The 14728-nt window shown below is 56.6% G+C and carries 13 protein-coding genes; 8 read left to right on the plus strand and 5 right to left on the minus strand.

What is annotated here, in order from left to right; translation table 11 throughout:
• The first annotated feature begins 100 nt into the window (after positions 1-100).
• From AC07VU_RS13485 to AC07VU_RS13495, 3 genes are read left to right on the plus strand one after another with little or no spacing between them, the layout of a single operon-like run.
• Positions 101-2026, plus strand: a complete 1926-nt coding sequence (locus tag AC07VU_RS13485; RefSeq protein WP_457274669.1) for a TnsB C-terminal domain-containing protein — start codon at positions 101-103, stop codon at positions 2024-2026.
• Positions 2019-2951, plus strand: a complete 933-nt coding sequence (locus AC07VU_RS13490) for a TniB family NTP-binding protein (RefSeq protein ID WP_457274670.1) — start codon at positions 2019-2021, stop codon at positions 2949-2951. Before AC07VU_RS13485 ends, AC07VU_RS13490 begins: the two co-directional genes overlap by 8 nt.
• Entirely contained in the window at positions 2948-5224 is a 2277-nt protein-coding gene (locus AC07VU_RS13495; RefSeq protein WP_457274671.1) for a TniQ family protein, read from the plus strand. Before AC07VU_RS13490 ends, AC07VU_RS13495 begins: the two co-directional genes overlap by 4 nt.
• Positions 5225-5859: 635 nt before the next feature.
• Here the strand turns inward: AC07VU_RS13495 and AC07VU_RS13500 are convergent.
• Positions 5860-6573: an acid phosphatase gene (locus AC07VU_RS13500; RefSeq protein ID WP_495030014.1), complete on the minus strand. Its 714-nt coding sequence runs from the start codon at positions 6571-6573 to the stop codon at positions 5860-5862.
• Between the two features lie 365 nt (positions 6574-6938).
• Positions 6939-7550, minus strand: coding sequence for a phage holin family protein (locus AC07VU_RS13505; protein ID WP_009045167.1), 612 nt, complete (start codon positions 7548-7550; stop codon positions 6939-6941).
• 143 nt (positions 7551-7693) lie between these two features.
• Between AC07VU_RS13505 and AC07VU_RS13510 the strand changes: the two genes are divergently transcribed.
• A complete protein-coding gene (locus tag AC07VU_RS13510; protein WP_457274675.1) occupies positions 7694-8671 on the plus strand; it encodes a hypothetical protein in 978 nt (325 codons plus the stop codon).
• 3 nt (positions 8672-8674) lie between these two features.
• On the opposite strand, the gene AC07VU_RS13515 is transcribed toward AC07VU_RS13510, so the two are convergent.
• Entirely contained in the window at positions 8675-9487 is an 813-nt protein-coding gene (locus tag AC07VU_RS13515; protein WP_274304392.1) for a sulfite exporter TauE/SafE family protein, read from the minus strand.
• A gap of 112 nt (positions 9488-9599) precedes the next feature.
• Here AC07VU_RS13515 and AC07VU_RS13520 point away from each other — a divergent pair, with 112 nt between their 5' ends.
• Both AC07VU_RS13520 and AC07VU_RS13525 read left to right on the plus strand, forming a co-directional pair.
• On the plus strand, positions 9600-10370 hold the full coding sequence (locus AC07VU_RS13520; RefSeq protein WP_495030015.1) for an AraC family transcriptional regulator: 771 nt from the start codon (positions 9600-9602) through the stop codon (positions 10368-10370).
• 128 nt (positions 10371-10498) lie between these two features.
• The gene (locus AC07VU_RS13525; protein ID WP_274304394.1) at positions 10499-10816 is read left to right on the plus strand and encodes a helix-turn-helix domain-containing protein; all 318 of its coding nucleotides are present in this window, start codon (positions 10499-10501) and stop codon (positions 10814-10816) included.
• On the opposite strand, the gene AC07VU_RS13530 is transcribed toward AC07VU_RS13525, so the two are convergent.
• Together AC07VU_RS13530 and AC07VU_RS13535 are read right to left on the minus strand one after the other, a co-directional pair.
• A complete protein-coding gene (locus AC07VU_RS13530; RefSeq protein ID WP_457274678.1) occupies positions 10798-11355 on the minus strand; it encodes an AAA family ATPase in 558 nt (185 codons plus the stop codon). The two genes, AC07VU_RS13525 and AC07VU_RS13530, sit on opposite strands and share 19 nt — an antisense overlap.
• Before the next feature lie 102 nt (positions 11356-11457).
• Positions 11458-12516, minus strand: a complete 1059-nt coding sequence (locus tag AC07VU_RS13535) for an MBL fold metallo-hydrolase (protein WP_274304396.1) — start codon at positions 12514-12516, stop codon at positions 11458-11460.
• Positions 12517-12719: 203 nt separating this feature from the next.
• Between AC07VU_RS13535 and AC07VU_RS13540 the strand changes: the two genes are divergently transcribed.
• Positions 12720-13328: a TetR/AcrR family transcriptional regulator gene (locus AC07VU_RS13540; protein WP_274304397.1), complete on the plus strand. Its 609-nt coding sequence runs from the start codon at positions 12720-12722 to the stop codon at positions 13326-13328.
• A gap of 227 nt (positions 13329-13555) precedes the next feature.
• Positions 13556-14632 (plus strand): diguanylate cyclase, encoded by a 1077-nt coding sequence (locus tag AC07VU_RS13545; RefSeq protein WP_495030016.1) that lies wholly within the window; start codon positions 13556-13558, stop codon positions 14630-14632.
• The last annotated feature ends 96 nt before the right edge of the window (positions 14633-14728 follow it).

The raw sequence follows: 14728 nt of genomic DNA on the forward strand, positions 1-14728 counted from the left end.
TGGAGTGGGCACCTACAGAACAGCGGGATATCACAAGTTCGCTAGATGCTGGCGCAAATTTTAGCGAATTTCATACGTATTATTTGAGGACTAACCGATCATGTCCACACATAAAGTATTCAATATGCAGGTGGGCGAGCAATGGCGACTTTATACGGAGGTGTATCTGGTCATCGCTGTGGATGACAAGCGGGCTCAATTGCGCAGTGTGGCAAGGCGAACCCATATCGCGATTCACACCTTGGACCGCCTGCGTCAAGCTTTCGAACGCGGCAATCTGTTCCGCATGCAGGATGCTCCACTGGAACATAATGTACAGCGTATCATCGCCGACCTTAGCGACAACCAACGACGCGATCTCGACAAGCGACTCCAGTATGTCCGCCGGGCAGAAGTAAAGCTCGGAGGTAGTTTGCCGCGTCCAGCAACCGTTTCGCTGATCCGTGAAATCGCCGAACAACTCGGTGACCTGCATCCGCCCTGCTACAGCACTATGTACGGCTGGATGAGACTCTATCGGCAGTCAGGGGGCAGCCCCCTGGCATTAATCCGCTCCCCTCTGCAGCGACGGCGTCGACTGCTTGACCGTCAACCCAACGTGGTCGCTGAAATCATCGATCACTGGGTGCGCGAACTGTATTTCATCGAACTGCCACATAGCATCGTAGAGATCACCGATGTCATTCAATGCAGTCTTGATGACCTGAATAGCAAGCGGCCAGTTACAGACCAATTGAACGTTCCCAGCAATTCGACCATCTGGCGCATTATCCAGCAGTATGACACCTACGAAAAAGATCTGGCCCAATTGGGTCGACAGCGCGCCATCAAAAAACAAAAATTCAGCAGGAAAACTCAACAACCCATGCAGTTGCTGGAGCGGGTTGAATGCGACACACAGATGATTGACGTTCTGGTCGTCAATGATCGCGGGACAGTCATAGGTCGGGCTTGGCTCACGGTGCTGCTAGAGGTCCGCTCACGCGTGATTATTGGGTGGGACATCTCGATCAACCCACCCTGCATTGAAAAGACACTGCGCGCACTCAAAAACTCGCTCAGCCCCGAGGGCACGACCACCGGCTTGGCAACCACTTATGTGATGGACAACGGTAGCGAATTTGCCGGCAAAAAAATCGGCTACATCATGCACTTGCTCGGTCCCAAGGTCGTTTACTGCGAGCCGTACACACCCGATCAGAAGCCCTTCGTTGAGCGCTGGTTCAAAACTCACAACATCCGCTTCGCCCATCACCTCAGCGGTACAACCTTTTCGGACCCTGACGAAAGGGGAGACTACAACTCAGAAAAAAATGCCACATACACCATCGCTGAGCTGAAAGAAGGCTTCGGCAAATTTCTCGATACCTATCATCAGGACCTCCATCGGTCACTCAACGACTCACCACTGAATACCTGGAATAAGCTCCTCGATCCTAATTTCCCGCCGAAGAGGTACAGTGCCGAGGATGTCCAGCGCTTGTTCTGGAGCAAAATTACGGCGCTCCCCTCCAACGGCCGGATCGGATTCTCAAATCTTAAATGGACCGGGCCAGCAGTTCCCGCGCTGGCTACGCGCGGGCCCAAAAGGGTCAGACTCACGGTGTTCTATGACATCAGTGATTTGGGCACAGTCTGGATCTGCCATCCAGACCGGCCTGAAGACCTTTTTCAGCTTGAGGCCGTCGACCCAGACTACCAAAACGGACTGACTATGCAGTTGCACCGACTGGTGCTCAAGCAACTGCGCAGCGAACGGAAAACTTTCGATTTCAAGTCAGCACGTGCGCGCCGGGTCAAATATATCCTCGCTCTACGTAGCGACAAGGGCAAAGCCGCACAGAAACGCTTGGCGCGCTTGGCTGAGAACCAGAAATCGGGGGCTGAAGGACCGATCGATATTCCCCCCAGCGCCCCCACTTATGAGCAAGCCCAACTCCCAAGTCCCGCACCACTTCCACCGATCACGCTGCTCGAAGGCACCCCACTCACGCCCGTCACGACAGTACAGGTGCGCCATGAATAACACAGACACCCAATGGCTTCGCGACTTCTCGCAACAGCTAGTCTTGTTCCCCTCGTATCTGCATGCCTACACCATGTTGCAAAAAAGCGTGGAAACCGCTCGACAACGAGGTGTCCCCACGTCCGCCATGGTGGTAGGACCGTCAGGCAGTGGTAAGTCGACGCTGCTTCAACTGTTCCGGGATTCGTTTGGCTCTCCGTACGAATTGATTGAGCCGAACGGCATCATTACGGTTCGGCCGGCCTTTTATTGCAGCGTCCCATCGCCTGTCACCGTGAAGTCCTTTGCCAAAACGCTGGTTCGGGAACTGGGCTGTTCGGATACACGGGGGGATACGGTGGAACTGAGCTATCGCGTCATGGCGCTGCTGAAGACCTGCCAAGTCGCAGTATGTGAATTGGATGAATTTCACCACCTGGCCAGACCCGAAGCCGACAAAGCTCGCGGTACCGTTATCGATTGGCTCATCACCATGATGAACGAAACGATGACGCCCTTTGTACTCGCGGGTACGCCTGAATGTAAATTTCTGTTGAATCAGCGCCCTGCCCTCGCTCGACGCTTTCCTTTCCTCATTGATCTGCAATATCCCGTTTTCAGTGAGGACCGTGAGTCGGATTACATGGTGTTGCTCAACAGCCTCGACGAGCAACTCTACACCCGGGGCTCGCTCCGTTCCGGGGCCCACCTTACTGATTCGGACATAGCCGTCCGCTTGTATATCGCTACGTCAGGCAGCTTGGAGTACATCAGGCTGATTATTCATGGCGCGATCCAGAACATGCTCGCTCATCAGCGACTCACGTTGGAGCTTAATGATTTCAATCAAGCTAGCCGGTTAATCGACTTGAAGCTCTGCATGAACTCGGACCCTTTTGACCTAGACCTGTCATCCGCCTATGACAAGATTGATTGTAAACGATGAAAACACTTCACTTCATACCATTACCTCTGTTTGGCGAGAGTCCCAGAAGCCTCATTCGGCGGCTGGCAACCATGAACGGTTACAGTACCATCTCCAAGTTTACTGGGCACTTTTTTGGTTATGGAATTTCAGCGCATGGGAGTTCGCTCATCCAAGGTAACCGATACGAATCGTTGATGCTTTCACAGGTAAGCCCGATTTTCCAAGAGCGCATCCACAACTGCTTCTACCCTTTAGCAAACCAGGATAAATCTAGTGGTGCTTTTCTATTGGGCAAGCTTAAAGTCGGCAGACGACTATTGCGGGCTCACTACTTCCCGGTGTGCAGCGAGTGTTGCGATTCCGATCATTTTCAATATATAACCGACCTTTGTTTATGCAAGCATTGCCCATTGCATTTACGCAAGCTGATTTTCAAATGTCCAAGCTGCAATCGCCCCCTCAGACTGAAACATCAGGGCCGACTAAACTGTAACTGTGGTGCTGATTGGCAATCTCCCATATGCACAGAAGACGAATGCCTCCCTGAAAAGCGTTTGCTTCAGATACTAGAGCAACAAGATCAGAAAAAACTCGACGCACTTCTCTCAGCAATCAGCACATTTGGCATCGCAAGGAATAAAATCCAACGGACAAGCCATACAATCTTCGATGCCGCCGCCTCTATTGTGTTTGATGACATCCCAAGACTGGAGAAGCTTCTCCGCATCATTTGGAGCTCTCTTGACCTCACACAAGCCGAAATCCTGGCGGTTAAATTCAAAAAGTACTATCCAAAGCTCGCGCACCTCATTGAGGTGCTGCCCAAAAAATGTATGACCGCTTGTAAAGAATCTCCGTCACGGCCGCTCAGGGCCAACGGATTGAGAACCCTCTTGGGCATTTCCACAGAAGTATGGACCCAGTTTCTTGCGGCTCATCCAGCAAATGACAAACACAGCTATGATGGACAAGATGTTACACAATTAAGCCAGGCAATTGAGGACTTCAAAGCGAAAACCAGGGAACAGCGTGGCCAACTCGAATTCGACATCGTTTCGTCCTGCTACTCATTAAGCGCCACCTCTAAACTTCTCGGCCTGTCTCTCGTGGAATGCAAAATCTTATCCGATCAGGACATATTGGCGCCCCTCACCACTATTCGGACACGTCCCTACTATCGAAAAGAAGACGTCCTAAACTTCCAGACCTCATTCGTAGCCACGCGGAAGCTGGCATCTCGCTTTGGAAAAACCTATATCGAAATGATCGCTGCACTCAACCGCTGTGAAGCGGTCAAGCCGATAATTAACCGCTCTGGCTACCCATTCCTTATACGCACCGAGGATATACCAAGGATATCCTCGTCAATCGGCACCATCCCCAAAAAAACAAAATCTTTGAAAGGGCAGAAAAAGCTTCACCGTTGCGTCACAACAGTTCTAAAAACCTGCACCCTAGACCAAGCCGCTGCCATCCTAAAAACGCATAGAAATACAGTTATCTATTACCGGGATATAGGACTAATCCGATGTTCAGAGCATAACACCCGAATATTCGCGCTAGACGACGTCGCCAATTTCTATAAGCGCTTCACAACGCCACGAGTCTTGTGCAAAGAGTTAAACCTACCCAGTAACAAACTGAGCGGAATCCTTGAGACCCACAACATACGTGCTATTTCAGGAAAATTCGTCAATGGCCACTCGATAACGGTATATGACCGAAGTACCTTTCCAACTGATCTGCAAGCACAGCTAAACCCAACTTCCGACACATTCGGTATTTACCTTTCTCGCAACCAGGTTGCGAGCTTGCGAGAGGCCGCACAATTACTGGGAATAAAGTACAGTGAGATGAGGCGCCTTGCCAAGGACGAAATTCGACCTGCCCGCTCGCCGCTATATAGGTCATATCTGACCGTCTCTCACGACGAGATTAGTTCCTTAAGGAAACTGCTAGCTTCCCTAACACCATTGCCCCACATCCTCCAGACTTACGGCCTTACACACCAATCATTTTCCAGACGCTTCATCTCGCGGGGTTTCGTTCGCCTTTTGAAATTTAACGACCAAGAATACCTCACTCGAAGCGATGCAAATAAACTTAACACGTTCACTAAGCACTATTGCACATTCGAAGAAGCCTCCAAGATACTCGGACTATCTAGCGCCTATATAAGCACACTAGTTAAACAGAGAAAAATTGCGACACACTGGGTGCCCGATTACGGCTACAAATATCCACTTCTGAAGAAAAAAGACGTTCAAACCATGCTGAATTGCAGAAGATAAATTGCTGGACTATTTCAAGCAACTCTCTGAGCCAAATCGATAAAGCTAGGTCAAACAGGCCATGTGTACGCCATATAATTTACCATGTTCCTCGCAGACGGCGGACGTCTACACACCGCCACCATCAGCGATCATAGCCATACCCTGCTCGTAGATAGCACTCTCAAAATTGCAGGAGTGGCGTCATGAACATTCCGATCTCTCCCTACACCTGTCAAACACTGGGCATCAGCCTTCGATCCATCTCCACCGCTAAATTCCGCTTCGGGCGGACTACTACTAATTGATACCTTTCCCCAGTCGGCATCCCACCCTGGAGTAATCGCGCCACTGCCACAAGTATGTGAGTGTTGAGCTGGCGCCCTGTTGAACACAGGTTGAATACACACCTTAGTTTTTCAGAATTATAGAAAAATCAGTTCAAATCCTATGAACAGATTCACACAGCGGACGGTCTGGGGCAGGATTTCGTTTCACGGCGCAGTGAAAACCTACGAGCTCCAGCCCTGTGCCGATCTCGATCTGAATCGGCACAACGAAAGATCAAAAAAGCCCTGACTTGCTCAGGGCTTTTTTATTCGGGGACAGTATTCCCCCACCTCCAGACAAATCATCCGGTCAAGGTCGACACCTGCTCAATCGGCAGAGGCCAGGGCACCACGAATCTCCTGTTTCACCGCCTCGAAATCCGCCGCCGCGCGGGGATCGTCCAGCAGCCGGGCCGCCAACACCGCGGCACTGATCTTTCCGCCCTCCAGGTCGCTGGGGAAATGCACGCCGGCGATGACCCGGCTGTCGGCATTGATCTGTGCGCGGCTGAACAACTCGCTGCGTTTCTCCGGCAGCGCCATGCTCAGCAAGGTGGCATTGAGATAACCATTCATCGAATGACCGCTGGGGTAGGAATCGCCCTCCGGTGGCAGCAGTACCGGCTTCACCAGTGCCGAGGCTTCGTAAGGGCGCGGCCGACCATAGCTGTGCTTGGCCGGCATCAGGAATTGCACCAGGTCTTCCTGGGCCCGCCGGAAGAAGGCCCGGGTCAGGGGCAGGCGCTCAACGCTGAAACCGGCGCCGAGGGATTCCCTGGCGAAGTGGAACACGCTGTCTTCCCATTCATCATCCTGCTGGACCCGGCTCACCTGAGCGCTACTGCGTGCTGCCTGGGCCGCCAGCACGGCTGTCAAATCGCTTTGTTGCGACGATGAATCAACAGTTGGAGGCGGTGGCAGGTAGTCAGCTAGCCGGAACTGATTGGCCGGCAGATAAGGCAAGGCTGCCTGCTCCGCCAGGACGCCCCCCGTGCCGGACAGGGCCAGACAAAACAACAATGAACGCGCAAGAACAGGCATATGGAGGTCCTCGTTATTGTGAGGGGAAAAGCCGTCTGGCTGGTTCCCACCGGGCCTTCATTCATGAGGCCGGCGCCTTCTTATCGGCCATTTATTCGAGGCTTACTTGTCCCTCCTTGCCAAAGGTGTGACGTTCTCTGCCAGGACTGTTCAAGATACCTAAGTTTTTGTTTTTACAAGCTTTAATGCGTAGGACTCGTCTCTATATGGTGAGAGTTTTGTTAATTAGAACTGTAGGAAATTTCGTGCCTCTCATGCAGCCGCGATGACCTGGAAAGACTCAGGAAGGCTGTCAGTTTGATTGGTCCTGACAGGGATTTTTTCGCGAGCACGCTCGCCCTACCAAGGGAGTGGTTGGAACGGGGTCATGGCTTGTTCTGTTCAAGTGGACGCCAGTCGAAATGCTGCCGTTCGCCGACGCCATTGAAGTCGACGCGATAGGTGTGTTGCTTGCCGCCGATATCGCAGACGCCGATCAGATCGTGGTTATGCTGTTCGCGCGGCGGTGGCGTCTGGATACGCACGGTACCGTGGCAGTTTTCGTAATTGCAGGGCGCGGTATTGCGATACAGCAGGTAATCGCCACTTTCATCACGTTCGACCCAACGCCCATCGATGAATCGGGCCTGGTCGGGCGCAATGCTGGCGGTGGCCATCTTGCGCTTGCCGTTGCACAGCATCACCCCGCCCATGGCGGCGGCCATGATGAGGTAGGCCAGGATCCGCGATTCCACATTGAAGTAGGAAAGGATGCCCAACGCGTCGGCCAGGATCGACATGACCGAAAGCGCCAGCGCCGGCAGCGATAGAAAAAACGCCACCGCGCCTTTGATGACGCTGCCCCGGCTCACCCGCTCGACACTCCCCGGATCGATGACGAACTGAATGCTGGTGCGTTCAGGCGCCTGATTCTGGGCAATGTTGATGTGGTTGGCATCACCAATGGAGCCGATATTGATGCGGTTACCGTCAGACATGAACCTGAGCCTTTTCCGGTGATGAGTGGAACGTGCTACCTACAAGGTTATGCCGAGATCAGCGCCCATGCTTGAAAAGATCAGTGCACTCCCCTGCGCCACCCGCTATTAATAGCCTTCTTCACTTAAGGACCCGAGCCCCCATGAAATTCGACACCGCCTACTGCATCAGCCTCGACGACAAGCTGTCGATCTATGACGTGCGCGATCTGAATTTCGACGAGACCATGGCCTTCGACTCGGCCAAGGAACAGTTCCAGTGCCCCAACGATGCCTGTCGCGCCGCCTTTGCCGCTGACAATCAGTTGGGGACCTTCAATGCCAAGAACGTCAACTACATCCGCACCCCACATTTCAAGAACCTGCCTGGCACCCGGCATATCGAAGGCTGCCCGTATGGCACCAGCAGGACGCTGGCAGCCGGGGTGGAGGGTACCGAGGATGATCGGGAGGAGCATTTCCCATCGGAATTGCTGCTGGCCCGCCGCGAATATGTGCGCAAGCCTGCCAGCCCGGCAGCGGATAGCGATACGTCAGGAAGTGCCGCGCCAGCCCCCTCCTCCAGCCTGCGTACGCCGGCCCCGGCTCAGGCCGGCACCCCAGACAAGACCAGTGTCTTCGCTCATCCGGTGGAATGTTTTGTGTCGAATATCGACGACAAGGAGCTGCTCAAGCGCATGCCGCTGAAAATCGGCGAACACACGGCGTCCTATGCCTCGTTCTTCAAGAAGATCGAATACCTGCTGGACAACAAGGGGTTGATCTACTGGGGCAAGATCAAGGAGATCAAGGACTACACCCAGAGCTTTCGCATCGACTTCGAACAGAAGGTCTGGTTCAAACAGGCGGACGAGACGAAAAGGAAACCCTACTCGGTCAATGTCTACCTGAGCAAAAAACTGATCGAGAGCTACCGCAAGCGCAAAGCCTTCCTCGAAGAGATCAAGCATGCGATCGACAGCGAACAAGAGCTGTATTGCTTCTTTTATGGCGTGACCCCGGAGCTGAAACAGGTGCCGAGCAAAAAACACCCCGAACAGACGTTCGGGGTATTCAGCGCCAACATCGAGAACCTCGACCACTTCATCATTCGTGAAGCGCCGGGGTTGGCGCTGGGCTAACCCTTAGCGGACCAGCATGCCGAGCATCACCAGCACCAGCAGGCCGATATACACCCGCGCATGCAGCCGGTCGGGAATGCGCCCGATCCACGGTGAGGCCAGGCGCATGCCCAGCAATGAGCCGAGGGTCAGCACGGCAAACGCCAGCAGGTCGATATAGCCGATAAACCAGGGGCCCAGATCGAAGCGACTGAAGCCGGCCATGGCCATATAGGTCAAGGTCCCGGCCAGGGCTACCGGCACGCTCAGCGGGTTGGCCATGGAGGTGGCCTGGGTCATGCTCAAGCCACAACGGCGCAGCAGGGGCACGGTCATCACACTGCCGCCGACACCCAGGAAGGTAGCAATGGCCCCGATGCCCAGGCCTCCAGTGTTTTCCAGTCGCCCCAGGCAGCGCGGCGCACGGGTGTCGCCCTGTTCAAGAAAGCCACGACGCATCAGGCAATCGGCAATGGTCAGCGCCAGGTAGGCGATAAAGGCGTAGCGCATCGCCTCACCACTCACCGCCATTGCCAATACCGCCCCCGCAATCGCTCCCAGCCCGATGTAGCCACTCAGCGGCCACAGATACTGTCGAATCAGGTTGCCCGCGCGGCGGTGTTTGCCGGTGGCCATCAGCGCGTTGACGATCATCACGCAGGTCGAGGTGGCGACCGCTATATGCATGGCCGACTGGGCGACGGCATCGTCAGCGCCATGGCTGCTCAGCAACATGCGATACAGCAGCGGCACCACCACAAAGCCGCCGCCAAAACCGAACAGCACCGCGCTGATCCCGCTCATGCAGCCGAACACTGCCAGCCATAGATAAAACATCGAAGGTTCTCCGTTAGCGGAAGACCTCGACGATAGAGCGCCAGGGCTTGGCCGGCTTTAGCAAGTCGGCCAATACTGTTTGCATTCACGCCAACCCGCGGACGCCGACGCCATGCGTAACACTTCGATCGACCTGCTGGATCACACCCCACGCGCCGTGGTGGCGATCGGCACCGATTACCCCCAGGGCCACCTGTTGCCGAGCCACAGCCATCGTCGCGCGCAACTGTTGTATGGCGCCACCGGGGTGATGCAGGTCAGCACCACGAATGGCCGCTGGGTGGTGCCGCCACAGCGTGCAGTATGGATTCCGCCCCGGGTGGCCCATGAGGTGCTGATGCTCGGGGTCAGTACCCGCAGCCTGTACATCGAACCGGCGGCCATGCCGACCCTGGGCGATGAGTGCCAGGTGATCAGCGTGTCGCCACTGATGCGCCAGTTGCTGATGGAGGCGGTGGATCTGCCGCTGGCGTACGACGAGAACGGACGCGACGGTGTGCTGGCCAGCCTGTTGCTGCATGAACTGAGCCGTACCACCCGCCTGCCCCTGCACATTCCCCTGCCCGAAATGCCACGCCTGCTCACCCTGTGCCAGGCCTTCCTGCAACAACCCGATGCCCACCAGTCTCCCGAGCAATGGGCGCAACTGCTGCACATCAGCCTGCGCACCTTCAACCGCCTGTTCCGCGAGCAGACCGGCATGAGTTTCGTCCAGTGGCGCCAGCGCGCCTGCGTGGTCAGGGCCTTGCCCCGACTGGCCGCAGGCGAGTCGGTGACGCGAATCGCCCTCGATTTCGGTTATGACAGCCCCGCCGCCTTTTCCACCATGTTCCGCCGGGTAGCGGGGCAAGCGCCCAGCACCTACCTGGAAACCGGGGCATAGCGCCGGGACAAGACTTGTCACGAAGACGTTGAGGCGATCGGCAAAATGAGTTTGATCCGGGAGCAAAACAACTGTACAAATAAACAGTACTTTGTTAACTCATTTTCACCCGCTTCCGGAGAAATCCCATGGCCTCACTCGCGATGAAAGTCACCCTGGAACGTATCGCCCTCTTCCAGTTCACTCCAGAACACTGCATTCAGGCCCGCGCCATGCTGGGGTGGAGCCAGGAACAGCTGTCACAGGAATCCGGCGTCTCGATAGCCGCCATTCACCGCTTCGAGGTGGGCGGCGAATTACTCGACGTGACCCGGCTGGCCCTGGCCTTTCGCCTGGAAGCAGAAGGCCTGGTGTTCTTCCCCGGTTTCGCTCCGGGACGTGGCATGAACATCAAGGGTGCGACGCCCAACCCGATGGAACGGCCCGACTACGCCATGATCGAGTGATCCAGGGCGCTCAATACCTCTTCCTGTAATGCCTGCACCGAGCGGTGAGTGGCATCGAGGCGGATTACCGGGCAGCTCAGCCCGGTGATCCAGCTCTCATGCCGGCGCAGGCTGCGCGTACCTTGGCCACCCGTGTCGTAACCAGCCGCCCAGGCAAGGAAGGTTTGAGTCGCGAGATGGCGTTCGCCGCCCTCATGGATCTGCTCGCCGTAACGCTGAAACTCGCGCACCCGCAAACGCTGCAGGCGGACCTCGGGGTCCAGGCGGAGGAAAATGGCATGGGTGAAAGCCTCAATCATCGGGTCGCCCCAACCGCACAAGGAGCCGGACAACACCCAGCTTTCCAACCCGGCCACCTGCTGCTGCAACAGCTGGATGCGCTCGTCCCGGGGGCGGCGCAGGCTGAAAGGCTGTGCACTGGAGCGCCAGAAGAAGTTATCGGAATCGAAGTGCGCGATCCCCAAACGCTGGGCCAGCGCCTGGCCCAAGGTCGTGGTACCGGAACCGGATGCGCCAAACAGATGAAGCCGATAAGCCATTACCAGGTCCGTCGGGGCATTGGGGGAGTTCTCTAGATACTCCCCAGGCCCGGACACGGCAACCTGGCGATAGCCGGGCTCGGGGAGTCGCCGATGAAGGGTCTACAGATCGCTTGCCGTTACCTGCTCGGCCACGGGGTCGACCTCCATCCACCAGGCGTGCCCCCGCTGCGGGTGCAACAGGTTGAAGGCCTCGCCCATCTGCGGCGTGGTAATAGCAATGCTGCGTTCCCAGGCCAACGAAAGGATGCGGTCGAACGGTTCGTACCAGACATGCATCGACAGGTCGAATGTGCCGTTGTGGATGGGTAACAGCCAGCGGCCCTTCAAGTCGATATGCGCCTGCAGGGTCTGCTCAGGCTGCATGTGCACGCCCGGCCACTCGACGTTGTAGGCGCCGGTTTCCATCAGGGTCAGGTCGAAAGGGCCGTAACGCTCGCCGATCCGCTTGAAGCCGTCGAAGTAACCGGTATCACCGCTGAAGAAGATCCGGCTGTCGCCATCGATCATCACCCAGGAGGCCCACAGCGTGCTGTTGCCATCGAACAGGCCACGGCCGGAGAAATGCTGGGACGGCGTGGCGATAAAACGAATGCCATCGACTTCCGTGCCTTCCCACCAGTCCAGCTGACGCACTTTGTCGGCCGGCACACCCCACTTCACCAGGGTATCGCCCACGCCCAGGGGGGTGAGGAAATGGCGGGTCTTGTCCGCCAGCTTGAGCACGGTCTGGTGGTCCAGGTGATCGTAGTGATCATGGGACAGGATCACCGCTTCGATCGGTGGCAATTGCTCCAGGCTGATAGGCGGCTGGTGGAAACGTTTGGGACCGGCCCATTGCACCGGCGATGCGCGTTCGGCGAATACCGGATCCGTGATCCAGAACTTGTCATGCAGCTTCAACAGCACCGTCGAATGCCCCAGGCGGTAGACGCTCTGGTTCGGCGCCGCCAGCAGCTGTTCGTGGGTCAATGGCTGCACCGGAATGGCCCCGGTGGGGCGAGTGTTGCGCGGTTTGTGGAACAGCATGCGCCAGAAAATGCCCAGCGTCTTGCCCAGCCCCGCACGCCGGACCGGCGTGTGATTACGGAACGCACCTTGTTCCTGCAGGGACGTTTCGGGACGTGAGGCGCTGTCTGCACGGGAAGAGAGAGTGGCCATGAATCAGTGACTCCAAGGAACCCGAAAAGGCTCCGGTGATTCTCTGCGGAACGACAAAGGCCAATGCACGCAAGCGTCAGCCGACCATCATTTTTTCTGCCATGAACTACACTGCACAGTGTAGTTTTTCTAGATTGCAACAAACCCGGGACTAAGTAAACTGCCCCCGGATAACTGCCAACGACCGCCATCGAACCCAACTTATGACAGCTCCGAAGCGCCTGACCGACCTCAAACGCGAAGCCATCATCCAGGCGGCGATCACCGAATTCCATGCCAGCGGGTTCGATATCACCAGCATGGACAAGATCGCGGCAACCGCCGGAGTGTCCAAACGCACGGTGTACAACCACTTCCCCAGCAAGGAGGAGTTGTTCACCGAGATCATGCATAAGTTATGGGCGAGCATCAGGGCGCGGGCGGACATTCTTTACCACCCCGGATTAACCCTACGTGAACAGTTGCGGGAGTTGTTGATGGCCAAGCTGCAACTGCTGGCCGATGACAACTTCCTCAACCTGGCGCGGGTCGCCATTGCCGCGACCCTGCATTCCCCCGAGCGTGCCCAGTACATGGTGGCGCGCATGGGCGAGCGTGAAGAAAGCCTGATGGTGTGGATTCGCTCGGCCCGGGCGGACGGCCGACTCAAGCCCCTGGACCCGGACTTCGCCGCCCAGCAGCTCCACGGCATGCTCAAGGCGTTTGCTTTCTGGCCACAGATCACCATGAACCGGCCGCCCCTCAAGGAAGACGAACAGCAGCGCGTCGTCGAGTCCACGCTGGACATGTTCCTGGCCTGCTATCAAGCCTGATTCCCTTCTCCCTCGGTTTGCTCCGACAGCGGATCTGCCGACCGCCATGACTTGCACCGAGTGCTCTGCAATGGGCATTTGCGTACGCTCGTTCCACTAAATGGCCTGCAAGGACACTGATTATTCTTGTTGGAATAAATGACAATATTCGCCGCCTTGCCCAATGAAGGGTGACGGCCAATAAAAACACCACAAAGTGTTTCAAACCCGGGCTCGCGCAGAATTTTATGGATAACCAACAAGGCAAAGGGCTGTCGTTTGCCAAACGTATTTACCTGCCCAGGATCGTCGGGCTGGGGATTGGCAGCCTCAGCGTATTCGCCGGGTTGTACCCGGTGCCGCAACCGACCTGGGTTTGGCTGTTCCTGCTGTTTAACGGTTTTATCTGGCCGCACCTGGCGTACCTGATCTCGAGCCGCGCGGCCTTCCCCTACCAGGCCGAACGCCGCAACCTGCTGTGCGACTCGCTCTTCGGTGGTTTCTGGGCGGCGGCGATGCAGTTCAATCCGCTGCCCACGGTGACCATTCTGGCCATGATGGCGATGAACAACGTCGCGGCCGGTGGCCTGCGCCTGTTCATCCATGGCTCCATGGCACAACTGAGCGGGGTACTGCTGTTGTGGTTGCTGCTCGGTCCTGCCTTCACCGGGGATGCCACCCAGCTGCAGATCTACGCCTGCCTGCCGATGCTGACCCTCTACCCGATGGCGGTGGGTATGGTCTGCTACCGGCTGGCGATCAAGCTCTCCGAGCACAAGCGGACCCTCAGCGCGCTGAGCCGCACCGACAGCCTTACCGGCCTGCTCAACCACGGCGCCTGGAAAGACCTGCTGCACCTCAAGTTCACCAAGTGCCAGCAGCAACGCTGTCACGGCACCATTGCCTTGATCGACATCGATCACTTCAAACACATCAACGACAGCTACGGCCATATCCTCGGCGATGCCGTGCTGCATCAATTGAGCCGGGACCTCAAGCTCAACCTGCGCCAGGACGACCTGGCCGGACGCTATGGCGGCGACGAGTTCTGCGTGATCCTGCCGACGACCTCGATCCAGCAGGCCCACGAAGTGATGGAACGACTGCGGCAAGTCTTCAGCAACTATCGCCATCCGGGTGTGCCGCCACTCCGGGTCAGCCTGAGTATCGGCCTGGCCGCCTGGCACCCGGGGCTGCGCGATGCCGCAATGTGGCTCATGGAGGCCGACAAGGCCCTGTATGCCGCGAAAAACACCGGGCGCAACAAAGTCGCTGCCGCCAGCCCGATCAACGACGCGCTCCTCGCGGTGTCCAGCGATTCCTGAAAAGTTGAACAAAAATGTAAAAAACCGCAGTTTTGTACAATTTTCACCCGCATCGCTCCACACCAAGCCGGCATAATGCCGCCATGCGGTTACCCA

The sequence above is a fragment of the Pseudomonas sp. GW821-FHT02B10 genome (genome assembly GCF_059421865.1).